Source organism: Paracoccus ferrooxidans, assembly GCF_029909815.1.
GTDB classification, from domain to species: domain Bacteria; phylum Pseudomonadota; class Alphaproteobacteria; order Rhodobacterales; family Rhodobacteraceae; genus Paracoccus; species Paracoccus versutus.
Map to the genome: position 1 here is coordinate 1,260,089 of NZ_CP038198.1, position 26,371 is coordinate 1,286,459.

The window sequence follows — 26,371 nt, forward strand, 5'->3', positions numbered from 1 at the left end:
CTTGTTCCTGACGACTGTCCCGGACCTGGCTGCCGGGGCAACTCCGGTTGCCATACTAGCGCCGATTCGCCGAAAATGGCCAGAGGCAGGGTGAAGGGTCTGCCGCAGGTTGATCGCGCAGGGCCTTGGCCGGGCAAAGCTTTGGCCCGAAAAGCCGCCCGAAAAGCCGAAAGCGGCCCGAAGGCCGCTTTTCGCCGTTCCCGAAGGAAACTTTTGGAGCGGGCGATGAGATTCGAACTCACGACCCTAACCTTGGCAAGGTTATGCTCTACCCCTGAGCTACGCCCGCGCTCCGTCCCGATGGCGCTTCGCCTTCGGTGAGGCGTCATTTATGGGAGCGCGCCGGGGGGTGCAAGGGGAAAAATCGCGCCGCCGGGAAAATTTTCGCCGACGCGGCCCGGCGGGGAAAATTGCGCCCGGCTGCGGCCTTGGCGGGCTTGACCGCGCCGCCGGCTTGCCGAAACCTGCCGGCCAGACAGGGGGTGCCGATGAAACCGTCCGACCAGCTTTCCGAATATGTCCGCCGCGCCCTGGCACAGGGCGGCGAGCGCGAGGGCATCGCCCAGGCGCTGGCCCATGCCGGCTGGTCCGCGCCCGAGATCGACGAGGCGCTGGGGGGCTGGGAAACCGCGCCGGGCCTGCCGCCGGTGCCGCGGCCCCGCCCCTATGCCTCGGCGCAGGAGGCGCTGCTTTACGGCCTGCTGTTCCTGTCGCTGGGCATGATCGGCTGGCATGTCTGCGAATTGGGCATGGTGCTGATCGAGCGGCTGATCCCCGACCCGGCCGACAGCCGCTATTACGGACCGGGCAGCTCGACCCGCTGGTCCATCGCCTCGCTGATCGCCTTCGTGCCGCTGTTCGTGATCCTCAACCGCAAGGTGGCGCGGATGAGCCTGGGCGACGGCGGCCGACGGCGGTCGCTGGTGCGCAAGTGGTTCGCCTCGGTGACTTTGCTGGTGGTGGCGCTGGTGTTCCTGGCGGACGGGATCTATGTCATCTACACGCTGCTCAACGGCGAGCTGACGGCGCGTTTCGCCGCCAAGGCGGCGCTGGTCGCCGGGGTCGCGGGGCTGGTCTTTGCCTATTACCGGGACGAGCTGAATGATTAAGGGCTGGGCCACCATCGCCATCGCGCTGCTGGCCGCGGCGGCGGTCGTCGCCGGGCTGGCGCTGACCGGCGGCCCCGGCCATGCCCGCAAGGAGCGCCGCGACCGCGAGCGGGAAAGCGACCTGGCCAACCTGGCCCGGCTGGTGGTCTGCCTGGCGCGCGAGAACGGCGACCGCCTGCCCGAGACGCTGGCGACCACGCCGCAATGCGACTGGCAGGTGCGGCTGGCCGATCCCTTTACCGGCACGCCCTATCGCTACGAGGTCACGGGGCCGCGCAGCTATCGGCTCTGCGCCGGGTTCGAACTGCCGCAGCCCCCGCGGTCCGGTCCTTGGGATCGCGACGCGGCGGGTTGCAGCACGCGCAGCTTCATCCCGACCGGGTCGCAGCGGCCGGGGGCCGAGGCGACGATTCCCTATCGCGACTAGGGCCCCTATCGCGACGAGGGCACGGCTTTTTCCATATAGATGCGGTGCAGCCCGGCTTCGATCACCCGGCGGGTCTCGGCATAACCGAGCCGGGCATAGATCGCCTGATTCTCGACCATGGCCACATGGGTGTAAAGCCGCAGCCGGGGCAGGCCAGCCGCGCGGGCACGGGTTTCGGCGAAATCCATCAGCCGCCGGCCAAGCCCCAGCCCCTGCGCGGCGGGCGAGACGGCGACATTCTCGACCAGCAGCGCATCGGGCTGAGGGATCAGCACGATCAGGCCCAGCATCGCGCCATCCCGTTCCAGCAGATGCGTCTGCCCGGCCGCGATGCGCGCGGCATGGTCGTCCAGCATCGGTCCCGGCTTGCGGCCGATGCGGGCGGTGTAATGCGCATAGGCGCTGTTCACCACTTCCTCGACCACGGCCAGGTCGCCGGCCGTGGCAAGGCGTATCACGTCGCTGTCCATCCCATCCCCTCCTGTCCGGCGCAGGTTGCGCCGGGGGAAAGGGGCCGGCAAGGGCATGTCAGCCCGGCAGGTCCGACAGCGGGCGCGACAGGTTCTCGGGCGCCAGCGCCGCGGCCAGGAAAAGCGGCAGGCCCCGGGCCAGCGCGGCGAAATCCTCGGGCGGGGTCAGGGTCGGGTCGGCCTCGACCAGCAGCTCCAGCCCGCGGGCCTCGCCATCGCCGCGGATGGTGATGTTGAACCCGTCGCCCGGCCCGTTCGACAGCACGTGCCGCGTCGTCTCGCAGCCGGCGAATCGCGCCTCGTCAAAGGGCAGCACGTTGATCAGCGGCGAGAAGAAGAAGCGGCTGCGCGGCTCCATGCCGTAATCCTCGGCGATCTGCTCGATGCGGTAGCGGCCATGTCGGCGCAGCTGGCGCAGCCGCCCGCCGAGCCGGGCCAGCGCCTCGCCCAGCGGCTCGCCCGGATGCAGCGTCACGTCCAGCGGCAGGATGTTCACCACCAGCGCCGGGACCGAGACGGCGACGCTGCCCATGCGGCTCATGTAGGGCAGCCAGACCGGCATCGCGATCCGGCCGCGGTCGTCGCACAGATGCGCAGCCGAGCCGTCGCGCAGATGCAAGGCGGCCCAGGCCGCGCAGATCACGGTCAGCAGGTCCGGCCAGCCCATACCCGCCGCCTGCGCCTGCCGCATCAGCGCCGGGCGCAGGGCGGCAAGGTCGTGGGCGGCGCAAAGCGCCTCGGCCGGATAGTCCTCGGACCCCTTGCGCAGCACGCGCGGGCGGGGTTCGGCCGCCAGCACCCCGGCCCAATGGCGCGCGTCGGCGGCATGGCGCGGGCTGGCGCGATAGTCGGTTTCCTCGTTCAGATAGGCGGCCAGCGGGCGCAGCGGCTGGCCGGGATCGGCGCCCTCGGCCAGCGCGGCGTAAAGCTGGGCGCAGCGGCGTTCGACCAGGCCCATGGCATAGCCGTCCAGCGCGATGTGATGGCCGCGGTTGAACCACAGGTAATGCCCCTCGGCCAGCCGGACCAGCCATTGCGCCGCGATGGGCTGCACCAGCAGGTCCAGCGCCGCATCGACATCCGCCTGCATCAGCGCAAAGGCATGTGCGCGCGCATCCGTGCGGTCCGACAGGTCGATGCGGCGCAGCGCGGGCCGCTCAGCGGGATCGACCCGCTGCACCGGCCGGCCGTCGGCGCCAAGGCCGAAGCGCAGCGCCATGATGTCGGTTTCGGCGATGGTGGCCTTTATGGCGCGGGCCAGCGCCTCGGGATCGGCAAGGCCGCGCAATTCGATGGCATGGGCGACGGTCGAGACCGCCTCTCCGGGATGGAACCGGAACTCTTCCCAGAAATCCAGCTGGGCCAGCGTCAGGGGCAGCCACAACCCCTCGGCTTGATGATGCGTCATGAAATCCTTGTCCCTGTCGCAGGGTCTGGCATTCTGAACGAGAGAGGGCTGGCTTGGTTGCATCCGGGTGGGGACGCGGCTGGCTTGCTTCGAGAGAGAAAGCGGGATAAAAATACTCAACTATTGTCATCCGTCAAGGTGCCGCAAGCGCCTTGGGCGGCTCATTGCCGTAAAAGCAGGTATCCGCATGATTGAATTCAGCCCTTGGCCGCAAGACCTCGCCCGACGCTATCGCGAGGCCGGTTACTGGATCGACCAGCCGCTGACGCATATCCTGGACGCGCAGCTGGCCGCCAACCCCGAGGCCGAGGCGCTGGTCTGCGGTTCGCGCCGCTTCAGCTATGGCGACCTGGACCGGCTGTCGCGCAACCTGGCCGCGCGCCTGGCGCGGCAGGGGCTGGGCCATGGCGATACCGCGGTGGTGCAATTGCCCAACGTGGCCGAGTTCTTCATCGCCTTCTTCGCGCTGTTGCGAATCGGGGTGGCGCCGGTGAACGCGCTCTACAGCCATCGCCGGCTGGAGCTGACCGAATATGTCCGCCAGATCGCGCCGCGGGTGGTCATCGCCGCGCGCGACCACGAACTGTTCCGCGACGACGCTTTTGCCGACGCGCTGCGCGCCGGCGGCGTCGCGCATCTGCTGCTTCTGGGCGAGGACGATCCCGCCCGCAGCCTGGCCCATTGGCTGACACCGGACGGCGACCTGCCCGAGGGCGCGGGGCCGACGCCTGCCGACCAGGTCGCCTTCTTCCAGCTGTCGGGCGGCAGCACCGGCACGCCCAAGCTGATCCCGCGCACGCATAACGATTACGACTACAGCATCCGCGCCAGCGTCCAGATCAGCGGCGTGACCTCAGCCACGCGGTTCCTGTGCGCCCTGCCGGCGGGGCACAACTTCACCATGAGTTCGCCCGGCACGCTGGGGGTGTTCCATGCCGGCGGCACCGTGGTCATGGCCCCCAGCCCCGAGCCCCTGGGCTGTTTCCAGATCGTCGCGCGCGAGCGGATCACCATGGCGCCGCTGGTGCCGCCCGCCGTGGCCCTGTGGCTGCGCGCAGTCGAAGAAGATCCCGCCCGCCGCGCCATGCTGGACAGCCTGGAGCTGATGCTGGTCGGCGGCGCCAGCTTTGCCGAGGCGACCGCGCGGCGCGTGCCGGAACTGCTGGGCTGCCGCTTGCAACAGGTCTTCGGCATGGCCGAGGGGCTGGTGAACTATACCCGGCTGGACGATCCGCCCGAGGTGGTCTTCACCACCCAGGGCCGGCCGATCAGCCCCGACGACGAGGTGCGCATCGTCGACGAGGACGGCAGCGACGTTCCCGACGGCACGCCCGGCGCGCTGGCGACGCGCGGCCCCTATACCTTCCGCGGCTATTACCGCAGCCCGGAACACAATGCGAAAGCCTTCGACGCCGAGGGGTTCTATTACTCGGGCGACGTGGTGGTGCGGCAGGGCGGCAACCTGCGCGTCGTGGGCCGCATCAAGGACCAGATCAACCGGGGCGGCGAAAAGATCGCCGCCGAAGAGATCGAGAACCTGCTGGTGCGCCATCCCGACATCACCCATGCCGCGCTGGTCGCCGCGCCGGACGCCCATCTGGGCGAGAAAAGCTGCGCCTTCCTGGTGCTGCGCGAGGGGGCGGGCAAGCTTTCGCCGCCGGCGCTGCGCCGGCACCTGCTGGAGCTGGGCGTGGCCGAATACAAGCTGCCCGACCGCTTCCGCTTCGTGCCCGAACTGCCCTTGACGGCGGTGGGCAAGATCGACAAGCGCCGCCTGCGCGACAGCCTCGTGGCCGAAACCGCCGCCTGAAAGGACGAATGATGGATATTGCCGAAAAGACCGATCTCAGCCCCGAATGGCTGGCCGCCCACGTGCGGAAGATGATCGAGGACGATTGCGAGATCGAGCCCGCCGAGAACCTCGTCCTCTACGGGCTCGACTCGATCGCGGTAATGACCTTTTCGTCCGAGCTGAAGCAGATGGGCGTCGAGGCCAGTTTCGAGGAACTGGCCCGCGAGCCGACGCTGGACAATTGGTGGGCGCTGATCGTGTCCCGGATCTAGGCGCGCAGCGTCGCGCCGCCGTCGACGTAAAGGTCGGCCATGGTGACATGGCCCGCCTGGTCGGACAGCATGAACATCACCGCGCCGGCGATGTCCTCGGGCGTCGCCAGCTTCTTCAGCGGGATGCCGGTGCGATAGGCATCCAGGCTGCCCTCGATCACCGCGCGCTCGCCGGCGCCGCCGTCCTCGGTCCACATGCCGGTCTGCATCGGCGTCAGGGTCGAGCCGGGGGCGACGATGTTGCAGCGCACGCCCTGCGCGGCAAGCTCCAGTCCCAGGCAGCGCACCAGCATGGTCGCCGCCGCCTTGGAGGCGGCATAGGCGCCCATGTTCAGCCGCGGAATCCCCGCCGCGTTCGAACTGACCGCGACGATGGCGCCGCCCCCGCCGCGCACCATGGCGCGGCCGAAGGCGCGGGTGACGTTGAAGGTGCCGCGGGCGTTGACGCCGATCACCCGCTCCCATTCCTCGGGCGCGAGGTCCAGCAGCGGCCCGATGGCCAGAACGCCGGCCGTATGGACGCCAAGGCCCAGCGGGCCATGCGTCGCCTCGACCTCGGCCACCAGCGCCTCGACGGCATCGCCGTCGCGCACGTCCAGCACCCGGTTCTCGGCCCCCGCGACGGGGTTGCCGGCCAGCGCGGATTCGGTGTCGGTGGCGACGACCCTGGCCCCCGCCTCCAGCAGCGCGGCGACCACGGCGCGGCCGATGCCGCCCGCCGCGCCGGTGACGATGGCGGTCCGGTCGCGGAATCCGGTCAGGCGCATGATTTCATCTCCTGCCCGCCAAGCGCCGCCAGCGCCTGCCGGGTGGACAGGGCCACGCCGCAGGTGGCGGCGATCCAGCCCATGGCCATGTCCTGCTTCTCGCGCGAGAAATCGGCCTGCGCATCGGCCACGGCAAAGGCCTCGATGTCGCGCTGGAACGCCTCGACGGCGGTGGCGAGGCAGCCGATATGGGCATAGACGCCGCAGATCATCAGCTGGTCGCGGCCGCGCGCCCGCATCAGATGTTCGAGGTTCGAGCGCTGGAAGGCGCTGTAGCGATGCTTCAGCAGCACGATGTCGCCCGTCGCCGGGGCCAGCTCGGGCAGGATCTCCTCATGCTCGGGGATGGCGCTCATCCCCGGCCCCCACAGGTCGGCCTGAAGCCCGCGATCCGGGCGGAACTGGTCGCCCTTCTGCGCGGTGTAAAAGACCGGAACGCCCGCCGCCCGCGCCGCGCCGATCAGCCGCGCGATGTTGCCGACCACCGGCGCCAGGGGCGCACCCTCGGGATAGATGCGGCAGAAATAGCGCTGCATGTCGTGGACCAGCAGCGCCAGCCGGTCGCGGCGGGGCTGCCAGGGGCCGCGCGCCTTGGGCAGCTCGGCCTCGGTCGGGGGGACATAGGGGGCGATGCCGGGCAGGGCCATCAGGTCTCTCCGTTGCAGGGCACGCCCTGCAGGGCCGCATCCTGCGGCAAGCCAAGGGCGGCCAGAAGCGCGCCGAACTTGGCGCCGGTCTCGGCGGCCTCGGCCATCGGGTCCGAGCCGGGAACGATCCCCGCGCCCGCGTATAGCCGCGCCCGCCGGCCGCTGATCTCGGCGCAGCGGATGGCGACATGCCAGGCGCCGTCCCCGCTTGCGTCGCACCAGCCGACCGCGCCGGCATAGAAATCCCGCGCCACGGGTTCAAGGGCCTTGATGAAGCCGGCCGCCCGCGCCATCGGCACGCCGCAGACCGCCGGCGTCGGATGCAGCGCCGAGGCCAGCACGACCGAGGGCGTGTCCTCGTCCTTCAGCCGCCCCTCGATCCGGGTGCCCAGGTGCCACATGCTGCGGGTCGAGGTGATGCAGGTGCCCTCGGGGCAGCCCAGTTCGCGGCAATAGGGGGCCAGGATGTCCAGGATCGACTCGACCACCAGCGCATGTTCGCGGTGGTCCTTGGCCGAGCCGGACAGAGCCTCGGCCGCGGCGCGGTCGGCGGCCGCATCGGCCAGCCGCCGGGCCGAGCCCGCCAGCGGATGCGAGGCGATGCGCCGGCCGCGCTTCTCGACCAGCAGCTCGGGCGTGGCGCCGCAAAGCGCGCGGCCCTGCGGATGCTCGGGCCCGGCGGGCAGCGCCACGCGAAAGGCGGTCACGCTGCGGTCGGCATGCAGCCGCGCCATCAGCGCCTCGACCGGGATCGGCGCGGTGGATTCGACCAGCAGCGTGCGGGCCAGCACGATCTTTTCCAGCGCGTCGCGGCCGCCGGCCTCCTCGGCCATGATGCCAAGCGCGCGGGCGACGGCGCCGGCATAGTCGCGCGCGGCAGGCTCGGCCGTCAGGCGCCAGTCCGGCAGCGGCAGGCCCTGCGGCGCGGCGCCGCCGGGCGCGGGCGCATCGCTGCGCCGGCATTGCCACAGGCAATCCCCGGCCTCGCGGTCAAAGGGCAAGGCGCCGCCGATCATCTCGTCCGGCGCCGCCCCGGCAAGGGCCGCGGCCACGCGCGTCTCCAGCGTCGCGGCACTGCCGGCGGCGATCCGCCGCGCGGGGCCGCGCCCCAGGATGCGCCCCGAAGGGCCGTCGAAACCGAAAAGAACCGGATCAGGCACGGGCGACGCCGTCTTGCTGGGCGCCTCGGAAAGGCGGATGTTCATCATGCATCTCGTTTCAAAGGAATTTCGTCCCCGATCCCGGCGGCGGCCAGCGGCTTTGGAACTGGCGCTGGCTGTGCAGACATGGATGATGCTGCGATCGTATCCGGGGCAGAACTCTCCTGCGCAGGGTTTGGCAACTGATGTCTCGGGTGGCGAACCGCCGCAATCCCCAAGGGGCACGGCCGGTCGGGCGGCGGTCTGGAAATCCCGCCCTTCAGCTTCCCGCCGGCAATCTGTCAAAGCGGGTCCAGAAAGGCAAGTAAAAAGATCAGGATTAGTGCCGGCCGGCGAATTGTCGCAACCCCGGCCCCGGCGGGAACCGGAACCGGGCGCCGGGGCCGCGGGTTCGGGGGGCGTGGCAATGCGGAAAGGACCAGGACATGAACGGCCAGGACGAGCCGGCAGCAAGCCCCGATTTCGACCTGGCCAGGGCGCGGGTCTGCGCCATCGTGAACATGGGCTCGGGGCGCGAGGCGGGCGACGACATCGCGGGCAAGCTGCGCGCGGCCTTGCAGGGCCGGGTGGCCGAGCTTCGGTTCCGCGGCACCGGCAAGGGTGCCGACCTGCCCGCCATGGCGCGCGAGGCGGTGGCCGAGGGGTTCGACCTGATCGTCGCCGCCGGCGGCGACGGCACCCAGGCGGCCGTGGCCGGCGCGGTCGCCGGCACCCCGGCGGCGATGGCGGTGATCCCCGGCGGCACCTTCAACTACTTCGCCCGCGACCTCGGCTCGGGCGAGACGGTCGAGGCGGCGCTGGCGATCTTCGACGCCCCCCGCATCCGCCGCGTCCATGTCGGCGAGATGAACGGCATGATCTTCCTGAACAATGTCAGCTTCGGCGCCTATCCCGAGATCCTGCGGCGCCGCGAAAGCATCTATCGGCGCTGGGGCCGGTCGCGGCTGGCGGCCTATTGGTCGGCGGTGGCGGCGCTGTGGACGCTGCGCCGCCCGCTGCACCTGACCGTGCGCGCGAACGGCGAAGAGCGGCGCTTCACCACCGCCTTGGCCTTCGTGGCGAAAAGCGCCTACCAGCTCGACACCTTCGGGCTGGAAGGGGCCGATTGCGTGCGCCAGGGCCAGATGGCGCTGCTGCTGGCGCGGGCGAAGCGGCCGGGGCCGCTGGTGCGCTCGGCGCTGCGGCTGGCCCTGGGCAAGACGGCGCGCTATGCCGATTTCGACCTGATCTGCGCCGATGAATTCGAGCTGGAGACCGTGCCGCGCCATGAATATGTCGCCCATGACGGCGAAAAGACCTGGATGGATTCGCCCTTTCGCATCCGCGTGCGCCGGGGCGCGCTGAAGGTGCTGGTCCCGGCCGATAGCGGCGGGCGGGATGCCGGATGACGCGCATCCTGCATCTCTCGGACCTGCATTTCGGGCTGGAGCGCAAGCCGCTGGTCGAGCCGCTGATCGACCGCATCAACGCCGCCCGCGCCGATCTGGTGGTGGTGACGGGCGACCTGACCCATCGCGGTCGCTCGGCGCAATTCGCGCAGGCCGCGGCCTTCCTGCGCCGGATCGAGGCGCCGCTGCTGGCGGTGCCCGGCAACCACGACATCCCGCTCTACAAGCTGGCGGACCGGATGATGCGCCCCTGGCGCCGCTGGCGGCGCGCCATCGCCGAGAACCTCGAGCCCGTGGGCCATGTCGGCAACCTGCGGGTGCAGGGCATCAACAGCGTGGACCCGATGTCCTGGCAGCGCGGCATCGTCACGCCCGCGCAGGTGGCGCGGGTGATCGCCGGGCTGGACCCCGCCTGCATCAACATCGTCGCGCTGCACCACCCGATGCAGCAGCGCCCGCAGGTGGACAAGGCGCTGATGCAGGGCGCCGCCCCGGCGCTGGCCGGCTTTCAGGCCGAGGGCGTGCAGCTGGTCCTGACCGGCCACCTGCACCTGTGGTCGATCGGCGCCTTCCTGGGCGAACGGGGGCGGCCGATCCTGCAAGTCCAGGCCGGCACCGCGCTGTGCGACCGGCCCGGCGACCGGCAGAACGAATTCGCCGTGCTGGAGTTCGCCGGCCCCGACCTGCTGGTCGAGCGCCACGTCGCGCCCATGACCGAGCCCGGCTTCCGCCCGCCCGAACAGCTGCGCTTCACCCGCCGCGAGGGGCTCTGGCGCCCGGCCTGATCTTCTTCGTTGCATAAATACCCTGGGGGAGCGCCTCCCGGACCCCATCGAGGGGTCCGGGAGGCGCGGGGGCAAAGCCCCCGGCCCCGCTCAACCCTTGGGCTCGACGCGGAAGACGGTGCCCCAGGGATCGCGCAACGCCGCCGCCCCCAGCCCCCGCAGCCGGTCGGGATCGGCGGCCAGCACCACCTCGGCCAGCCCGGCCGAACCGGGACTGCGCAACCCCGCGCCGCGGCTGTTCCAGACATTGCCTGCCAGATGATGATGATAGCCGCCGGTGGCAAAGAAGCTCGCGCCGAAACGATGCGCCATCCGCTCCATGCCCAGGCGGTTCATGCAGAAATCCTCGGCCGCGGCCACGTCGCCCACCTGCAGGTGGACATGGCCCACCACGCTTCCCTCCGGCGCGCCGGTCCAGGCGCCCGCGTCCGCCGCCAGCAGGTCCGCCATGTCCAGCGCAAGCGTGTCCATCCGCACCTCGGCCCCGTCATGCTGCCAGGCGCTGCGAGGACGGTCGGCATAGACCTCGATGCCGTTGCCCTCGGGGTCGCGCAGATAGAGCGCCTCGCTGACCAGGTGGTCCGAGGCCCCGTCGAGCCCGATCCCGCGCCCGGCGACGAAGCGCAGCCAGCGTCCCAGCGCCGCGCGGTCGGGCAGAAGGAAGGCGGTATGGAACAGCCCCGCCTCTTGCGGCCGCGGGCGGGCGGCCCGGTCGCGGCGCAGCTCCAGCAGCGGCTTGTCGCCCGCGCCCAGCACCAGTTCCTCGCCGCTGCCGGCGATCCGCTCCAGCCCAATCACCGAGCGGTAGAAATCCCCGACCCGGTCGAGGTCGTTGACGATCAGGGCCACCCGGCCGATCTGGATGGGGGCGTCACTCGTGGCCATCATGCTCTCCTTATATCCTGTTGCGCCCAAGATAGGGGCGATGCGCATGGCACGAAATGGCGCCAATCGGGGAATACTGCCGCCGCAACGGCGACAATGGCCACGGATTGCCTTCGCCCGCGCCCCGGCGCATGATGCGGGGCCCTTTCGCCAGCCGGAACCCGATGAAGCCCCGAACCACCAAGACCCAACCCGCCAAGCCCCAGCCCGCCAAGACCCGATCCGCCAAGACCCCGCCCCGACCCCAGCCTGACGCCGCGCCGCTGGCCGCCGATCCGGCGCGGATGGAGATCTTCCTGGTCGCCACCCCCGGCCTTGAAGAGCCGCTGGCGGCGGAAGCCCGCGCGCTCGGCTGGGACGCGCAGGCCCAGCCCGGCGGCGTCACGTTCACCGGCGGCTGGGCGGATGTCTGGCGGGCGAACCTGGAAATCCGCGGCGCGACCCGCGTCCTCGCACGCATCGGCGCCTTTCGCGCCCTGCATCCGGCGCAGCTCGACAAGCGCGCGCGCCGCTTTCCCTGGGCCGACTGGTTGCGCCCGGACGTGCCCATCCGCATCGAGGCAAGCAGCCGCAAGTCCCGCATCTATCACGCCGGCGCCATCACCCAGCGCATCGAGGCCGCGATCCGCGACAGCCTGGGCGCCCCCTTGGCCGAGGACGTGCCGGTCACGCTGAAGATCCGCATCGAGGACGACCTTTGCACCATCAGCCTGGACACATCGGGCGAATCGCTGCACCGGCGCGGCCACAAGCAGGCGGTGGGCAAGGCGCCGATGCGCGAGACCATGGCGGCGATGTTCCTGCGCCAATGCGGCTTCGACGGGGCCGAGCCGGTGCTGGACCCGATGTGCGGCTCGGGCACCTTCGTCATCGAGGCGGCCGAGATCGCGGCGGGCCTCAGCCCCGGACGGATGCGGCCTTTCGCCTTCGAACGGCTGCCAAGCTTCGACGCGCAGGCATGGCAGGCGATGCGCAACGCCCCTGCCCCGCCCGCGCCGGCCGAACCGCGCTACCACGGCAGCGACCGCGACCCCGGCGCGATCCGCATGAGCCGCGAAAACGCCGCCCGCGCCGGGCTGGACGGCTGGACCAGCTTCGAAAACCGCGCCATCGGCGATCTCCTCCGCCCCGAAGGCCCGCCGGGCCTGGTCATGGTCAACCCGCCCTATGGCGCGCGCATCGGCAACAAGGGTCCGCTTTTCGGCCTGCATGCGACGCTGGGCGAGGTTCTGCGCGAACGCTTCCGCGGCTGGCGCGTCGGCCTTGTCACCAGCGAGGCGCCGTTGGCCCGCGCCACCGGCCTGCCCTTTCGCGAACCGGGCCCCTACGTCGCCCATGGCGGGCTGAAGATCCGGCAGTGGCAGACCGGGCCGCTGTAACGGGAACCCAGGCCGCCGCCGCGCATTGATACGGTTGGTCGCAGGGACGGGTTCCCGGCGGATGATATGCTGTCCCGGAACCGCGCAGGAGAATCGCATGGATATTCGTTTCGACAACCAGATCGCCCTTGTCACCGGCGCCGGTTCGGGGCTGGGCGAGGCGATCGCGCTGGAACTGGCCGCCTCGGGCGCCACGGTGGTGGCGGCCGACCTGCATGAAGCGACGGCCCGCGCCACCGCCGAGCGGATCGTCGCCGCGGGTGGCCGGGCCGAGGCCGTGGCGGGCGACGTCTCGGACCCCGAGCAGGTGCGCAAGGCCGTCGAGGTCGCCAAGGGGCTGGGCGGGCTGCACCTGCTGGTGAACAATGCCGGCATCGGCGGCCCCAGCGCGCCGGTCGGGGAATACCCGCTGGACGGCTGGCAAAAGGTGATCGACGTCAACCTGAACGCGGTCTTCTATGGCATGCGCTACGGCATTCCGGCCATGCTGGAATCGGGCGGCGGGGCGATCGTGAACATGGCCTCGATCCTCGGCTCGGTCGGGTTCAACGGGGCCGGGGCCTATGTCTCGGCCAAGCATGCCGTGGTGGGCATGACCAAGAACGCGGCGCTGGAATATGCGGCGCAGGGCATCCGGGTGAACTCGGTCGGCCCGGCCTTCATCGACACGCCGCTGCTCGACCAGCTGGACCCGGAGGTCAAGCAGGCGCTGGTCGCCCGCCATCCCGTCGGCCGGCTGGGCCGGGCGGACGAGGTGGCGGGGCTTGTCCTGTTCCTGCTTTCGGAGCGCGCCAGCTTCATCACCGGCAGCTATCACCTGGTGGACGGCGGCTATACGGCGCTCTGACGCGCCTCAGCCCTTGCCGTCCTCAGTCCTTGCCGTGCCGCACCGTGGCCTTGCGCCCCGGCCAGCGCGGCAGGGCGGGGATGTCCAGCACATCCCCCGGCGCGACGGCCGAGGCGAGCCAGGCCAGGTCGCGCCGCGCCATGGCGATGCAGCCGGCGGTCGGAAACCCCGGCCGGCGCCATTGGTGCAGGAAGATCGCGGACCCTGCGCCCGGCCGGGCATCGGGCCAGTTCCAATCCGTCACCAGCACGATGTCGTAAAGCGGATCAGAGCGCCGCATCGCCTCGTGGCTGGGGCCGAAGGGCGCGCGCACCGGATGGTTATAGGCCGGATGGTCTGATGCATCGCACCACAGGTCGCCCGGCAGGATCGGCCGCGCCCAGGCCGCCGGCCGCGCCACCCGGTCGGGACGATAGAGCAGCCCGACGATGCGGTGCCGGCCCACGGGTGTCGCGCCGTCGCCTTCGCGCTTGTCGGTGCGGATGCCGCCGCGCCCGACCGCGCAGGGAATGACCCGCGACCCCGCCCGCAGCCCCATGGGCGTCAGCAGCAGCCTCACAGCAGATGGCCCGATTTCGCGGCCTTCACGTCCAGATAGCCGGTATTGTGGCGGTTGCGCGGCGTGATCAGCGGCACGCGCTCGGCCACGCGGATGCCGTGGCCCTCCAGCATGGCGACCTTTTTCGGATTGTTGGTCATCAGCCGCACCGCGCCGAAGCCCATCTTCTTCAGGATGCCGGCGCCGATGCGGAAATCGCGCTCGTCATCCTCGAACCCCAGGCGGTGATTGGCCTCGACCGTGTCGAAACCCTGGTTCTGCAGGGCATAGGCGCGCATCTTGTTGGCCAGGCCGATGCCGCGCCCCTCCTGGTTCAGGTAAAGCAGCACCCCTTCGCCCGCCTGGCCCATGGCGGCCAGGGCGGCATGCAGCTGCGGCCCGCAATCGCATTTCAGGCTGCCCAGCACGTCGCCGGTGAAGCAGGCCGAATGCAGCCGCGCCAGCACCGGCGCCGCGCGCGAGGGGGCGCCGATCTCGACAGCGTAATGCTCGGCCTCGCCGGTGTCGGGGCGGAAGATGTGCAGCTTGGAATTCTCGGCCGCCAGCAGCGGCAGGCGCGCGGCGGCAACGGGGGCCATCGCGGCCTCGGTCGCCATCTGCGCCAGCGCGGGACCGGGCGACAGCCGCGTCAGCCCCTCGGCCGGCCCGGCCACGGGCACCACCAGAACGGCGGGCAGAAGCTGCGCCGATTTCGCCAGCGCGATGCCGGCGCGATGGGCGTCCACATCGCCGCCGCGCGGGCTGCGGAAGGGGCCCTTCATCGGCGTCATCAGGTCGCCCGCCGGATCGGCCACCGCGCACAGCCAGGCCAGATCGGCATCGCCCGGCACCTCGATCCGCGCCAGGTCGCCGTCATAGACCCGGACCTTCAGCGTCTCGGCGCGCGGGCCGGTGATGGCCAGCACGGCCGGGCCAAGCGCGCGCATCGCCTCCAGCCGGGGGGCGGTCAGCGTCTCGGCCGCCGCGACAAGCTGGTCGCCGATCACCACGGGCAGGCCGATGCGCAGATCCGCGCGAGCGCGCGACAGGGTCTCGGTCAGGGTCGGGATCAGGGTCATCGGGCCAGCATGGTTGAAACAATCTGAAACATAGGGCGGATTTCCGACAACTCCATGTGAGAATTGCTGCAAACCGCTGGACGCCTGCCGCGCCGCGCCACAGTTTTCCGCCATAACGCCAAAGGAGGCAAGAATGGCCGGACTGAAAAAGATCCTGCTGGTCGATGACGAGGATGACCTGCGCGAGGCGCTGGCCGAGCAATTGGTCGCCACCGAGGATTTCGAGGTGTTCGAGGCGGGCTCGGGCCATGAGGCGGTCGAAAGGACCAAGGGCGCGATCTTCGACCTCGTGGTGCTGGACGTGGGCCTGCCCGATACCGACGGGCGCGAGCTGTGCAAGCGGCTGCGCAAGCAGGGGGTGAAATGTCCCATCGTCATGCTGACCGGCCACGATACCGATGCCGACACCATCCTGGGCCTGGATTCGGGGGCGAACGACTATATCACCAAGCCGTTCAAGTTCCCGGTGCTGCTGGCGCGGCTGCGCGCGCAGCTGCGCACGCATGAGCAGTCCGAGGACGCGATCTTCCAGCTTGGCCCCTATACGTTCAAGCCGGCGATGAAGATGCTGATCGACCAGAAGGACCGCAAGATCCGGCTGACGGAAAAGGAAACCAACATCCTGAAATTCCTGTATCGCGCCCAGGACGGGGTGGTGCCGCGCGACGTACTCTTGCATGAAGTCTGGGGCTACAATGCCGGCGTGACCACGCATACGCTGGAAACCCATATCTACCGCCTGCGCCAGAAGATCGAGCCCGACCCCTCGAACGCGCGCCTGCTGGTCACGGAATCGGGCGGCTATCGCCTGGTCGCCTGATCCATGCCGATCGGCGGAACCCGCACGCGGCTTGCGGGTTCTGCTTGCGAAGCCCGGTGGTCGGAGGATGCGGCCACATGATGACCCGGCCCCGGCCCAGCCCGGCGGCCGGGTTTTCCATGGGCGCCGTCCCGCGGGGGCGCTTCGCCCCCCGCACCCCCCGAGGATATTTTTCCACGAAAGAAGCAGCCTCTCGGTGCTGTTCTTCTGTGTCCAAATATCCCACGGGGGTCCGGGGGTGTGAAACCCCCGGTCCGGCAGCGATGGACAAGCCGGGCCTTGCCCCCTAGGGTCGCGCCCGGAATAAGGAGCCTGCCCGTGTTCACCATCGCCACCTGGAACATCAACTCGGTCCGCCTGCGCGAGGGCCTCGTCGCCCGCCTGCTGGCCGAGGAAGCCCCGGACATCCTGTGCCTGCAGGAGACCAAGAGCCCGGTCGAGAAGATCCCGCTGGAGGCGTTCCGGGCACTGGGCTACCACCATTTCGTCGCGCGCGGGCAGAAGGGCTACAACGGCGTCGCCATCCTGTCGAAGCTGCCGATCGAGGATGCGGGCGACCGCGACTATGCCGGGCTCGGCCATGCCCGCCATGTCGCCGCGCGGCTGGAAAACGGCGTCACCATCCACAATTTCTATGTCCCGGCGGGCGGCGACATTCCCGACCGCGAGCAGAACGTCAAGTTCGGCCAGAAGCTGGATTTCCTGACCGAGATGCGCGACGTCTTCCATGCCGACCGGCCCGCGCGCTCGATCATGGTGGGCGACCTGAACATCGCCCCGCGCGAGGACGACGTCTGGAACCACAAGGCGCTGCTGAAGATCGTCAGCCACACCCCCGTCGAGGTCGAGCACCTGGGCGCGGCGCAGGATGCCGGCAAATGGGTGGACATCACCCGCAAGGATATCCCGCAGGGCCTGCTCTACAGCTGGTGGAGCTATCGCGCGCGCGACTGGGACGCGGCCGACAAGGGCCGGCGGCTGGACCATATCTGGGCCACCCCCGACATCGCCGATGCCGGCCACGACAGCCGCATCCTGCGGCCCCTGCGCGGCTGGCAGCAGCCCAGCGACCACGTCCCGGTGCTGGCCAGCTTCGATCTCTGACCCCTCCGCTGCGGCGCATCGCCGCAGGGGCGCGCGGGGCGCGGCCAATCTTGCATCGCGCCGGTCGCTGCGCCATCTAGGAGGCGACCCTTTCGCATGAGGATACCCGATGCTCGAGCTTGGCTCCGCCCCCAAAGATGCCGCCCCTGCCGATTTCATCAAGGACGTATCCGAGGCGACCTTCATGGCCGAGGTGGTCGAAGCCTCGATGCAAGTGCCGGTCATCGTCGATTTCTGGGCGCCCTGGTGCGGCCCCTGCAAGACGCTTGGCCCGCAGCTGGAGGCCGAGGTCGCCCGCCACAAGGGCCGCGTCCGCATGGCCAAGGTCAATGTGGACGAGAACCAGATGATCGCCGGCCAGTTGCGCGTGCAGTCGATCCCGACCGTTTATGCCTTCTTCCAGGGCCAGCCGGTCGACGGTTTCCAGGGCGCGATCCCGCAAAGCCAGATCAAGCAGTTCGTCGAGAAGCTGGTGGCGCTTGGCGGCGATGACGGCGGGCTGGCCGAGGCGCTGGATGCCGCCGAGGCGATGATCGCCGAAGGCGCGGCCGAGGATGCCGCCGAGACCTTCTCGGCCATCCTGGGCGAGGAGCCCGAGAACGCCGCCGCCTGGGGCGGGCTGATCCGCGCCCATCTGGCCGCCGGCCATGCCGACCGGGCCGAGGAAGCCCTGGCGCAGGTGCCCGCCGCCATCGCCAGTGCCGCGCCCGTCGAGGCGGCGCGCGCGCAGCTGCAGCTGGCGCGACAGGCCGCGAGCGCCGGCCCCCTGGACGAGCTGCGCCAGAAGGTCGAGGCCGATCCCGCCGACCAGCAGGCGCGCTTCGACTATGCCACCGCGCTGCATGCCGCCGGCGAGGTCGAGGAGGCGATCGACCAGCTTCTGGAGGCCTTCCGCCGCGACCGCGACTGGAACGAGGGCGCGGCCAAGGCGCAGCTTCTGACCATCTTCGATGCCATGAAGCCCACCGATCCGCTGGCGCAGAAGGGGCGCCGCCGCCTGTCCTCGCTGATCTTCGCCTGACATGGCGCGCGGCATCGACCTGCCCGAGACCGTCCCGCTGTTCCCGCTGCCGGGCGCGGTGCTGATGCCCCGCACCCGCCTGCCCCTGCAGATCTTCGAGCCGCGCTACCTGCAGATGGTCGAGGACGTGCTGAAGACCCCCTCGCGGCTGATCGGCATGATCCAGCCGGCCGAGGGCGGGCTCGATTCGCTGGCCTCGGTCGGTTGCGCGGGCCGGATCGTGGCCTTTTCCGAGCTGGACGACGGCCGGCTGATGATTTCGCTTCGGGCGCGTTCGCGGTTTCGGCTGAACGAGGTGCGGCCCGGCTTCACCCCCTATCTGCGCGGCCAGGTGGACTGGTCGGGCTATGAGGGCGATCTGGCCCTCCAGCCCGAGGAAGACCCGCGCTTCGACCGCAAGGGCTTCATGGCGCGGCTGGGCCGCTACATGGAGCAGCGCGGCCTGTCCACCGACTGGGATGCCGCCGAGGCTTCGGAGGCAGAGACGCTGGTCAATTCGCTGTCCATGCTGCTGCCCTTTGCCCCCGAGGAAAAGCAGGCCCTGCTGGAGGCGCCGGTGCTTGCCGGCCGCCGCGAACTGCTGGAGGGGCTGCTGGAATACGCCCTGCACGGCGGCGACAACGAGGAGACGATCCAGTGACCGACGACACCGCCGAACGCGGCTACGACCGCCACATGCTCGAGGCGCTGGTCTGCCCGGTGACGCATACGACGCTGCGTTATGACGCGCAGGCGCAGGAGCTGGTCTCGGAAGCGGTCGGGCTGGCCTTTCCGATCCGGGGCGGCATCCCGATCATGCTGCTGAACGAGGCGCGCCAGATCCGCGCCTGAGGGAAAGCCCGCGCGGCCGGCTGGCTGCATGTCCCCTGGGTCTCGCAACCGTGGATCGGGGCCGGGCCTCGGCCTCCCTCCCTCGCGCCCGGCGAAGGCCGCGTGGCCTTGCGGGGCCAAGGCCCGGCGGGAAGCCAGGGGAACCGGCCCCGCGCACTCTTGCCCATCCGCTGCGGCCGCGGCGTCGGTCACCGTCCGGCCAAGGCCCGGCCGGAAGCCTGCGCAACCGGCCTCTTGCCCATCGGCGCGGCCGGCCCTGGCCGGATCGTGGGGCCCCGGCATTGCCCTTGCCGCGAATCGGACGCATGGCTGGCGGGACGAAAGGAATCGCGCATGAGCGAATGGACCAAGGGCTTCTGGGCGATGATCGCGGTCTGCGTGACCTGGGGCCTGTCGCCGATCTACTATCGCGCGCTGGCCGGCGTGCCCACCGTCGAGGTGCTGGCGCATCGCACCATCTGGTCGCTGGCGCTGTTCCTGGCCATCCTGGGCGTTCAGGGCCGGCTGGGCCAATTGCGCGCCGCCCTGAGCGGCCGCCAGCTGGGGCGGATCGCCTTTGCGGCGCTGACCGTCTCGACCAACTGGGGCATGTTCATCTGGGCGGTGCAGTCTGGCCATGTGGTGCAAAGCTCGCTTGGCTATTACATCTTTCCCCTGGCCGCGGTGGTCATGGGGGTGCTGTTCTTCGGCGAAAGCCTGACCCGCGTGCAGGCGCTGGCGGTCCTGCTGGCGGCGCTGGCGGTGGCGCTGCTGACCTGGGGCCTGGGCGTCGCCCCCTGGATCAGCCTGGGGCTGGCGCTGACCTTCGTCCTCTACGGCGCGGTCAAGAAGGCGCTGCCGCTGGGGCCAGTGCTGTCCGTCGCGGCCGAGGTCGCGCTGCTGGCGCCGCTGGCGCTTGGCTGGCTGGTCGCCCAGTCGCTGGGCGCGATGCCCGCGCCTCTGGCCGAGCCGCTGGGCTTCGGCGCGAATCTGCCGGACACGCTGCTGCTGGTCGCCTCGGGCGCGGTGACGGCGGTGCCGCTGATCCTGTTCAGCTATGCCGCGCGGCGGGTGGGCATGGCCACGCTGGGGCTGATGTTCTACCTGAACCCGACGCTGCAATTCCTGTGCGCCGTGCTGCTTTTCGGCGAACCCTTCACCGGCTGGCACATGATCGCCTTTGCGATGATCTGGGCGGCGCTGGCGATCTATTCCGCCTCGGCCCTGCGCCAGTCCCGGCACGCCCCGCCATTGGCAAACGGGTGAAACCGCGTATAGAACAGCGCGAAAGAACATCCGGGGGCGACATGGCCAATCAGAACGACAGCTTCATCGACGAGGTCACCGAGGATCTGCGCCGCGACCGGCTGTTCGCGCTGTTCCGCCGCTATGGCTGGATCGCGCTCCTGGTGATCCTGGGCATCGTCGGCGGCGCCGCCTGGCGGGAATATTCCGGCAGCCAGGCCGAAAGCCGGGCCGAGGCCTGGGGCGACGCCGTCCTGGCCGCGCGCCAGGGCCAGGATCCGATCGCCGCGCTTTCCGCCGTCGATCCCGCCGGCTCGGCCGGCCGCAAGCTGCTGGCCGAGATGCTGGCCGCCGGCACCGAGGCCGAGGCCGGCCTGCCGCAGAAGGCCGCCGAGCGGCTGAAGGCCGCGGCCGAGGGGCTGCGCAACGATGCGGTGCTGCGCGATCTTGCGCTGCTCAAGGCGGTGATGGTGGCGGGCCCGGCGATGGATGCGGCCGAACGCGACCGGCTGCTGGCGGATCTCTCCAAGCCCGGCGCGCCCTTCGAGCTGCTGGCGCTGGAGCAGAAGGCGGTGGCGCTGATCGGCGCCGGCCGCACCGAGGATGCGGTGATGCTGATCGGCCAGATCCAGCAAAAGGACGGGCTGTCCGAGCCCTTGCGCCGCCGCCTGTCCGAGATGATGATCACCCTGGGGGTCGAGCCCGAGCCCGCCGAAGGCCCCGTGCCCCAGACCATGCCGGCCCCCGCCGCGAACTGATGGCCGGTCCCGCCGGCAAACCGAACCAACGCGCCCGCGGCCGAAACCCGATGTCACCCCGGCCCGGATAAAGGAGAAAGCGATGACGAGGCTGTCCCTGATCGCCGCTCTGGCTGGCCTGACCGCCCTTTCGGCCTGCGCCGAGCGCGACACCATCCTGCCCGGCGAACGGCTGGACCCGCGCGCCGTGCTGTCCCCCGACAGCCCCGCGACCGAGGGCGCGCAGGCGCCGACCACCGCCGCCCTGTCGCTGCCGCCGGTGCGCGCCAATGCCGACTGGCCGCAGCGCGCCGGCAATGCCGCCCATGCGCCGGGCAATGCCGCGCTTGGCGCCGGCACGCAGCGGATCTGGGCCGCGCCCATCGGCGCGGCCTCGGACAAGCGCCACCGCATCACCGCCGACCCGGTGGTCGCGGGCGGGCTGGTCTTTGCGCTGGACAGCCAATCCACCGTCACCGCCACCACCACCGGCGGCGGCCGGGTCTGGAGCGTGGACCTGCGCCCGGCCGGCGAAAGCGACCGCAGCGTCTCGGGCGGCGGGCTGGCCTTCGAGGGCAACCGCGTCTTCGCCTCGACCGGCTATGGCGAGCTGGTGGCGCTGGATGCCCGCACCGGCGGCGTCGCCTGGCGGCAGAAGGTCGGCTCGACCATCGGCGGCGCGCCCACGGTCGCGAATGGCGTGGTCTATGTGATGGACCGCGAACAGACCGGCTGGGCGGTGCGCGCCAATGACGGCAAGGTGCTGTGGCGCAGCTTCGGCAACAAGGACATGGCCGGGGTGATGGGCGCCCCCTCGCCCGCGGTTTCGGGCGGCACGGTGGTCTTTCCGTCGAACACCGGCGCGCTGGCGGGCGTCGACGCCGGCGACGGCAGCCAGCTTTGGGTCGCCAATGTCGGCGGCACCCGGCTGGGCCGCGCGGTCAGCTATTTCCGCGATATGACCGGCGACCCGGTCATCCTGGGCAATACGCTTTATGCCGGCACCAGCGCCGGCGGCGTCGGCGCCTATGACCTGACCACCGGCACGATGAAATGGCACGCGCGCGAGGGCGCGGCCAGCCCGGTGCTGGCCGCCGGCAACTCGGTCTTCCTGGTCAACGACCAGGCGCAGCTGATCCGGCTGGACGCGGCCAACGGCGGCCGGGTCTGGGCGCAGAAGCTGCCCTATTTCACCGAACAGGTCATCCGCAAGCAGGACCGGGTCTGGAACCATTACGGCCCGGTGCTGGCCGGTTCCAAGCTTTACCTTGCCTCGTCGGACGGCTATCTGCGCGTCTTCGATCCCGCCTCGGGCGCGCTGATCGGCACCGCCCAGATCCCCGGCGGCGCCGCGGCAGGCCCGGCCGTCGCGGGCCAGACCCTTTACGTCGTCACCCATGACGGCCAGTTGATCGCATACAGATGAGCTTTACCCTCGCCATTGTCGGGCGCCCCAATGTCGGCAAGTCCACGCTGTTCAACCGCCTTGTCGGCAAGCGCCTGGCATTGGTCGACGACCAGCCCGGCGTGACCCGCGACCTGCGCGAGGGCGCGGGACGGCTGGGCGACCTGCGCTTCATCGTGGTCGATTCGGCCGGGCTGGAGATCGCCGAGGACGACAGCCTGCAAGGCCGCATGCGCCGCCTGACCGAGCGCGCGGTGGACGAGGCCGATGTCTGCCTGTTCGTGATCGACGCCCGCGTCGGCGTGACCGCGGCCGACGAATATTTCGCCGACATCCTGCGCAAGCGCGCGAAGCACGTCATACTGGCCGCCAACAAGGCCGAGGGCCGCGCCGGCGAGGCGGGCGCGATGGAGGCCTATGCGCTTGGCCTGGGCGAGCCCCTGCGCATCTCGGCCGAGCATGGCGAGGGCATGGACGACCTCTACCGCGCGCTCTTGCCCCTGGCCGAGCAGTTCGAGGCGCAGAACGTCCAGCAGGCGCCCGAAACCGATGTCGCCGTCAAGGATGGCGACGAGGACGAGGACTGGCGCCCCAGCCCGCAGAAGCCCTTGCAGATCGCGGTGATCGGCCGGCCGAATGCCGGCAAGTCGACGCTCATCAACAAGATCCTGGGCGAGGACCGGCTGCTGACCGGCCCCGAGGCCGGCATCACCCGCGATTCGATCAGCGTCAGCACGAATTTCATGGGCACGCCGGTCCGCATCTTCGACACCGCCGGCATGCGCAAGAAGGCGCGCGTGACCGACAAGGTGGAAAAGCTTTCCGTCGCCGACGGCCTGCGCGCCGTGCGCTTTGCCGAGGTGGTGGTGGTGCTTCTGGACGTCGGCATCCCCTTCGAGCAGCAAGACCTGCGCATCGCCGATTTCGCCGAGACCGAGGGCCGCGCCGTGGTCGTCGCCGCGAACAAATGGGATCTGGAAGAGGACAAGCCCGAAAAGCTCAAGGAACTGCGCGAGGCCTTCGAGCGGCTCTTGCCGCAGCTGAAGGGCGCGCCCCTGGTCACGGTCTCGGCCCGCACCGGCAAGGGGTTGGACCGGCTGCACAACGCCATCCTGAAGGCGCATGAGGTCTGGAACCGCCGCATCCCCACCGCCCGGCTGAACCAGTGGCTTTCCGCCATGACCGAGGCGCATCCGCCGCCCGCGCCCGGCGGCCGCCGCATCCGCCTGCGCTATATCACCCAGGTCAAGACCCGGCCGCCGGCCTTCGTGGTGATGGCGACCCATACCGACAAGCTGCCCGACAGCTACCAGCGCTATCTCGTCAACGGGCTGCGGGCCGATTTCGACATGCCGGGCACGCCGATCCGGCTGACCTTCCGCGACCAGGGGACCAAGAACCCCTACAAGGACAAGGCCAGCAAGATCAGCCAGTCCGGCGCGCTCTCCAAGCACAGGCAGCGGCAAAAGCCCAAGGGCAGCTAGGCGGGCGGCCGCCGCCTAGGTCAACACCCGCACCAGCGCCACGGCAATGATGGCGATGGCGATGACGGTCATGGTGGCAATGGCCGCGGCGCTGGTGACGGTGGCCGCGGCGATGCCGATCAGCCCCCAGATCAGCGCCACGCTGAAGCCGATCCGCCGTCCCAGCCGCAACTGCACGCTGACGGCGGCGACCGAGCCGATCAGCAGCGCGACCACGGCCGCCACCTCCTGCGGCACGCCCAGCCGGTCGCGCAGCAGCCCGGCAAAGACGGCAAAGCTGACCAGCAGCCCCCAGCCCGCCACGAAGCCCAGCGCCGAGCTGCGCTGCACCAGGCTGCCGACCCGGACCCCCCGCAGCGCCGCCGCCAGGAAGCCCGCCAGCATGGCCGCCGACAGCAGGAAGGCGGCGACGGGATGGCTGTGCAGCAGCCAAGGCCAGACCGCGCCCGCCAGCAGCCCGACGATCAGCGGCGCATGTTCGGCCAGGCTGTCGTCATGGCGATGCAGCCGCAGCAGGTGGCCGGCGGTCGGGGGGCCCAGGCTTTGCGGCGGCAGCTCGCCCCCCGCGTCGGGCGCCGCCGCCTGCGCCAGGCGCATCCGGCGCAGCTCAAGCCAGCGCCGCCCGGCGTGATAGGCCAGCGCCAGCCAGGTCATGCCCAGCAACCCGGCCATGCCGGGGCCCCGAGGCTGCAGGAACAGCGCCGACAGATCGACCGAAGGGGCGGGAAAATCGCCCAGGCCCTGCCAGGGCGACAGGCCGTAGCCCCCATCCGCCAGGGCCGGCATCGGCGGGCCGGGCTGGACCGCATGCAGCAGCGTGCTGGCAATGAAAACCAGCACTGCCAGGATCAGCAACAGGGCGCCCGCGCGAGACATGGGCAGGAAACGCCGCCCGCTCGCGGCGGGTTTCGCGCGATCTATCTTTTGTTAATTCACGCCAGCACGCCGTCCGCGCCCAGCCGCGTCCGGCCGCCCAGATAGGGATGCAGCGCCTCGGGTAGCAGGACCGAGCCGTCCGCCTGCTGGCCGTTCTCCAGCACCGCGATCAGCGTGCGCCCCACCGCCAGGCCCGAGCCGTTCAGCGTATGGACGAACTCGGGCTTGCCGCCGCCGGCCGGGCGATAGCGCGCATTCATCCGCCGCGCCTGGAAATCGCCGCAATAGCTGACCGAGGAAATCTCGCGATACCGGCCCTGCCCCGGCAGCCAGACTTCCAGGTCATGGGTGATGCGGGCGCCGAAGCCCATGTCGCCGCCGCACAGCACGATGGTGCGATAGGGCAGGCCCAGCCGCTCCAGCACCGTCTCGGCACAGCGGGTCATGCGGGCATGTTCCGCCACCCCCAATTCCGCATCGGTGATCGAGACCATCTCGACCTTCTCGAACTGGTGCTGGCGCAGCATTCCCGCGGTGTCGCGCCCGGCGCTGCCGGCCTCGGACCGGAAGCACTGGCTATGCGCCACCAGGCGCCGCGGCAGGCTGGCATGATCGACCAGGTCGCCGTTCACGGTATTGGTCAGCGTGACCTCGGATGTCGGGATCAGCCACCAGCCCTCGCGGGTCTGATAGCTGTCCTCGCCGAATTTCGGCAATTGCCCGGTGCCCTCCATCATCTCGGACAGGACCAGCACCGGCGCCCAGGTCTCTTCCAGCCCATGCTCGGCGACATGCAGGTCCAGCATGAACTGCGCCAGCGCGCGATGGATGCGGGCGACGCCGCCCTTCAGCACCACGAAGCGCGCGCCCGAAAGCTTGGCGGCGGTCTCGAAATCCATGCCGGGGCGGACACCCGCGATCTCGAAATGCTCGCGCGGGGCAAAGTCGAAGGCACGCGGCTCGCCCCAGCGCCGGATCTCGACATTGTCATCCTCGTCCTGACCCGCCGGCACGCTCTCCAGGGGCAGGTTCGGAACGGCCAGCAACAACTCGCGCAGTTTCGCATCCAGCGCCGCGGCCTCGGCCTGCAACCGGGCGGTCTCGTCCTTCTTGGCGCTCACCAGGGCGCGCAGCCGCTGGAACTCGGCATCATCGCCGCGGCCCTTGGCGGCGCCGGCCTCCTTGCTGGCCCGGTTCTGCTCGGCCTGGGCGGTCTCGGCGGCGGCGATGCGGGACCGGCGGTCGGCATCCAGCGACAGGATCTCGGGCGAAACCGGGGCCATGTTGCGCAAGCCAAGCGCAGCGTCGAAGGCGGTGGGGTTTTCGCGGATGGCGCGGATGTCGTGCATGGCCCATTCCTCTGGCAGGTTACGCGGCCCCGGATAACCCAAAGCGGCGCAAGGCGAAAGCCTCAGCCCGCCCTCTCAACCCGCCACTGCTGCCATCATATCGCGCAAGACCCCGAAGAACCGCTCCCGCCCCGGATAGCCCTCGACGCGCACCTGCTCGACCCCGCCTTGCAGCAGGATGAAGGTGGGCGTCAGCCAGGGCCGCCGCGCCAGCACCAGCCCGTCGGGCCAGGGCCCGTCCCGGTCGACCATCAGCAGCGGCGCCGCCCGCCCCTCGGGATGCCGCCCGTAGACCGGAGCGATCTCGCGATCCCATTGCGCGCAATAGACGCAGCCCCGGCGCCGCACCATCAGCAACTGCAACCCGGCCGCCGCCGCCACCGGCCCCGCCGCCATCGCCGCCGCCATCCCGGCCAGAATCGCCCGCCGTGTCAGCATGACCCGCTCCGTTTCCCGCGCCAGACCTACCCCACACACCCTTCCACCACAACGGCCCGGCGTTTACATGTCTTCCGTGTGGAAATATCCACGGGGGTGCGGGGGCAGTCGGCCCCCGCGTCGCAAGGA

The 26,371-nt window shown here is 70.5% G+C and carries 28 protein-coding genes and 1 tRNA gene; 17 read left to right on the forward strand and 12 right to left on the reverse strand.

Annotated elements, in window-relative coordinates; translation table 11 throughout:
* Positions 1 to 214: 214 nt before the first annotated feature.
* Positions 215 to 289: transfer RNA gene (locus tag E3U26_RS06345), tRNA-Gly, on the reverse strand.
* Between the two features lie 199 nt (positions 290 to 488).
* On the opposite strand from E3U26_RS06345, the gene E3U26_RS06350 reads away from it, so the two are divergent.
* Together E3U26_RS06350 and E3U26_RS06355 are read left to right on the forward strand one after the other, a co-directional pair.
* A complete protein-coding gene (locus tag E3U26_RS06350; RefSeq protein WP_072461738.1) occupies positions 489 to 1,109 on the forward strand; it encodes a DUF5671 domain-containing protein in 621 nt (206 codons plus the stop codon).
* The gene (locus E3U26_RS06355) at positions 1,102 to 1,536 is read left to right on the forward strand and encodes a hypothetical protein (RefSeq protein WP_499105766.1); all 435 of its coding nucleotides are present in this window, start codon (positions 1,102 to 1,104) and stop codon (positions 1,534 to 1,536) included. The genes E3U26_RS06350 and E3U26_RS06355 overlap by 8 nt, the downstream gene beginning before the upstream one ends.
* 5 nt (positions 1,537 to 1,541) lie before the next feature.
* On the opposite strand, the gene E3U26_RS06360 is transcribed toward E3U26_RS06355, so the two are convergent.
* Both E3U26_RS06360 and E3U26_RS06365 read right to left on the reverse strand, forming a co-directional pair.
* Complete coding sequence (locus E3U26_RS06360) at positions 1,542 to 2,006, reverse strand: GNAT family N-acetyltransferase (protein WP_214272271.1); 465 nt, start codon at positions 2,004 to 2,006, stop codon at positions 1,542 to 1,544.
* A gap of 58 nt (positions 2,007 to 2,064) precedes the next feature.
* The gene (locus E3U26_RS06365) at positions 2,065 to 3,414 is read right to left on the reverse strand and encodes a non-ribosomal peptide synthetase domain-containing protein (protein WP_499105768.1); all 1,350 of its coding nucleotides are present in this window, start codon (positions 3,412 to 3,414) and stop codon (positions 2,065 to 2,067) included.
* Positions 3,415 to 3,601: 187 nt separating this feature from the next.
* Between E3U26_RS06365 and E3U26_RS06370 the strand changes: the two genes are divergently transcribed.
* Positions 3,602 to 5,224, forward strand: coding sequence for a (2,3-dihydroxybenzoyl)adenylate synthase (locus E3U26_RS06370; RefSeq protein ID WP_499105769.1), 1,623 nt, complete (start codon positions 3,602 to 3,604; stop codon positions 5,222 to 5,224).
* An 8-nt stretch (positions 5,225 to 5,232) separates the two neighbouring features.
* Complete coding sequence (locus E3U26_RS06375) at positions 5,233 to 5,478, forward strand: phosphopantetheine-binding protein (protein WP_499104577.1); 246 nt, start codon at positions 5,233 to 5,235, stop codon at positions 5,476 to 5,478.
* Here the strand turns inward: E3U26_RS06375 and E3U26_RS06380 are convergent.
* The 3 genes from E3U26_RS06380 to E3U26_RS06390 are packed head-to-tail and all read right to left on the reverse strand — an operon-like array spanning position 5,475 to position 8,097.
* Complete coding sequence (locus E3U26_RS06380) at positions 5,475 to 6,245, reverse strand: SDR family oxidoreductase (protein WP_499104578.1); 771 nt, start codon at positions 6,243 to 6,245, stop codon at positions 5,475 to 5,477. The genes E3U26_RS06375 and E3U26_RS06380 overlap by 4 nt on opposite strands.
* Positions 6,236 to 6,892 (reverse strand): isochorismatase family protein, encoded by a 657-nt coding sequence (locus E3U26_RS06385; protein WP_116221985.1) that lies wholly within the window; start codon positions 6,890 to 6,892, stop codon positions 6,236 to 6,238. The genes E3U26_RS06380 and E3U26_RS06385 overlap by 10 nt, the downstream gene beginning before the upstream one ends.
* Positions 6,892 to 8,097, reverse strand: coding sequence for an isochorismate synthase (locus E3U26_RS06390; RefSeq protein WP_499104579.1), 1,206 nt, complete (start codon positions 8,095 to 8,097; stop codon positions 6,892 to 6,894). Before E3U26_RS06390 ends, E3U26_RS06385 begins: the two co-directional genes overlap by 1 nt.
* A 380-nt stretch (positions 8,098 to 8,477) precedes the next feature.
* Here E3U26_RS06390 and E3U26_RS06395 point away from each other — a divergent pair, with 380 nt between their 5' ends.
* Positions 8,478 to 9,440 (forward strand): diacylglycerol/lipid kinase family protein, encoded by a 963-nt coding sequence (locus E3U26_RS06395; RefSeq protein WP_116221984.1) that lies wholly within the window; start codon positions 8,478 to 8,480, stop codon positions 9,438 to 9,440.
* The gene (locus E3U26_RS06400; RefSeq protein WP_036757042.1) at positions 9,437 to 10,225 is read left to right on the forward strand and encodes a metallophosphoesterase family protein; all 789 of its coding nucleotides are present in this window, start codon (positions 9,437 to 9,439) and stop codon (positions 10,223 to 10,225) included. The genes E3U26_RS06395 and E3U26_RS06400 overlap by 4 nt, the downstream gene beginning before the upstream one ends.
* Before the next feature lie 90 nt (positions 10,226 to 10,315).
* Here the strand turns inward: E3U26_RS06400 and E3U26_RS06405 are convergent, their stop codons facing one another.
* Positions 10,316 to 11,110 carry a VOC family protein gene (locus E3U26_RS06405; protein WP_499104580.1) on the reverse strand — a complete coding sequence of 265 codons (795 nt, stop codon included), beginning with the start codon at positions 11,108 to 11,110 and terminating at the stop codon, positions 10,316 to 10,318.
* A 164-nt stretch (positions 11,111 to 11,274) separates the two neighbouring features.
* Here E3U26_RS06405 and E3U26_RS06410 point away from each other — a divergent pair, with 164 nt between their 5' ends.
* Both E3U26_RS06410 and E3U26_RS06415 read left to right on the forward strand, forming a co-directional pair.
* Entirely contained in the window at positions 11,275 to 12,489 is a 1,215-nt protein-coding gene (locus E3U26_RS06410; protein ID WP_499104581.1) for a THUMP domain-containing class I SAM-dependent RNA methyltransferase, read from the forward strand.
* 97 nt (positions 12,490 to 12,586) lie between these two features.
* The gene (locus tag E3U26_RS06415) at positions 12,587 to 13,336 is read left to right on the forward strand and encodes an SDR family NAD(P)-dependent oxidoreductase (protein WP_114535781.1); all 750 of its coding nucleotides are present in this window, start codon (positions 12,587 to 12,589) and stop codon (positions 13,334 to 13,336) included.
* A 22-nt stretch (positions 13,337 to 13,358) separates the two neighbouring features.
* Here E3U26_RS06415 and E3U26_RS06420 read toward each other — a convergent pair whose 3' ends face one another.
* Positions 13,359 to 13,874, reverse strand: coding sequence for a L,D-transpeptidase family protein (locus E3U26_RS06420; protein WP_279578038.1), 516 nt, complete (start codon positions 13,872 to 13,874; stop codon positions 13,359 to 13,361).
* 17 nt (positions 13,875 to 13,891) lie between these two features.
* Positions 13,892 to 14,953 carry a GTP cyclohydrolase II gene (gene ribA, locus E3U26_RS06425; RefSeq protein ID WP_499104582.1) on the reverse strand — a complete coding sequence of 354 codons (1,062 nt, stop codon included), beginning with the start codon at positions 14,951 to 14,953 and terminating at the stop codon, positions 13,892 to 13,894.
* A 133-nt stretch (positions 14,954 to 15,086) separates the two neighbouring features.
* Here ribA and E3U26_RS06430 point away from each other — a divergent pair, with 133 nt between their 5' ends.
* From E3U26_RS06430 to der, 9 genes are all read left to right on the forward strand, one after another.
* Positions 15,087 to 15,773, forward strand: a complete 687-nt coding sequence (locus E3U26_RS06430; RefSeq protein WP_036757032.1) for a response regulator transcription factor — start codon at positions 15,087 to 15,089, stop codon at positions 15,771 to 15,773.
* A 318-nt stretch (positions 15,774 to 16,091) separates the two neighbouring features.
* The gene (locus E3U26_RS06435) at positions 16,092 to 16,877 is read left to right on the forward strand and encodes an exodeoxyribonuclease III (RefSeq protein WP_499104583.1); all 786 of its coding nucleotides are present in this window, start codon (positions 16,092 to 16,094) and stop codon (positions 16,875 to 16,877) included.
* A gap of 109 nt (positions 16,878 to 16,986) precedes the next feature.
* A complete protein-coding gene (locus E3U26_RS06440; protein WP_116221980.1) occupies positions 16,987 to 17,898 on the forward strand; it encodes a thioredoxin family protein in 912 nt (303 codons plus the stop codon).
* 1 nt (position 17,899) lies between these two features.
* Positions 17,900 to 18,538 carry an LON peptidase substrate-binding domain-containing protein gene (locus tag E3U26_RS06445; protein WP_036757024.1) on the forward strand — a complete coding sequence of 213 codons (639 nt, stop codon included), beginning with the start codon at positions 17,900 to 17,902 and terminating at the stop codon, positions 18,536 to 18,538.
* A gap of 35 nt (positions 18,539 to 18,573) precedes the next feature.
* The gene (locus tag E3U26_RS06450; RefSeq protein WP_499105782.1) at positions 18,574 to 18,729 is read left to right on the forward strand and encodes a Trm112 family protein; all 156 of its coding nucleotides are present in this window, start codon (positions 18,574 to 18,576) and stop codon (positions 18,727 to 18,729) included.
* A gap of 333 nt (positions 18,730 to 19,062) precedes the next feature.
* Positions 19,063 to 19,974 carry an EamA family transporter RarD gene (gene rarD, locus E3U26_RS06455; protein WP_072461725.1) on the forward strand — a complete coding sequence of 304 codons (912 nt, stop codon included), beginning with the start codon at positions 19,063 to 19,065 and terminating at the stop codon, positions 19,972 to 19,974.
* A 41-nt stretch (positions 19,975 to 20,015) separates the two neighbouring features.
* Positions 20,016 to 20,711, forward strand: coding sequence for a tetratricopeptide repeat protein (locus tag E3U26_RS06460; protein WP_499104584.1), 696 nt, complete (start codon positions 20,016 to 20,018; stop codon positions 20,709 to 20,711).
* Between the two features lie 82 nt (positions 20,712 to 20,793).
* Positions 20,794 to 22,116 (forward strand): PQQ-binding-like beta-propeller repeat protein, encoded by a 1,323-nt coding sequence (locus E3U26_RS06465; protein WP_116221978.1) that lies wholly within the window; start codon positions 20,794 to 20,796, stop codon positions 22,114 to 22,116.
* A complete protein-coding gene (gene der, locus E3U26_RS06470; RefSeq protein ID WP_449045996.1) occupies positions 22,113 to 23,579 on the forward strand; it encodes a ribosome biogenesis GTPase Der in 1,467 nt (488 codons plus the stop codon). Before E3U26_RS06465 ends, der begins: the two co-directional genes overlap by 4 nt.
* A gap of 15 nt (positions 23,580 to 23,594) precedes the next feature.
* Here der and E3U26_RS06475 read toward each other — a convergent pair whose 3' ends face one another.
* The 3 genes from E3U26_RS06475 to E3U26_RS06485 all read right to left on the reverse strand — a co-directional run bounded on the left by E3U26_RS06475 (position 23,595) and on the right by E3U26_RS06485 (position 26,242).
* Positions 23,595 to 24,434 (reverse strand): hypothetical protein, encoded by an 840-nt coding sequence (locus tag E3U26_RS06475; protein ID WP_499104585.1) that lies wholly within the window; start codon positions 24,432 to 24,434, stop codon positions 23,595 to 23,597.
* Between the two features lie 77 nt (positions 24,435 to 24,511).
* Positions 24,512 to 25,804 (reverse strand): serine--tRNA ligase, encoded by a 1,293-nt coding sequence (gene serS / locus E3U26_RS06480; RefSeq protein ID WP_499104586.1) that lies wholly within the window; start codon positions 25,802 to 25,804, stop codon positions 24,512 to 24,514.
* A gap of 75 nt (positions 25,805 to 25,879) precedes the next feature.
* Complete coding sequence (locus E3U26_RS06485; protein WP_449045993.1) at positions 25,880 to 26,242, reverse strand: thioredoxin domain-containing protein; 363 nt, start codon at positions 26,240 to 26,242, stop codon at positions 25,880 to 25,882.
* Positions 26,243 to 26,371: the final 129 nt, after the last annotated feature.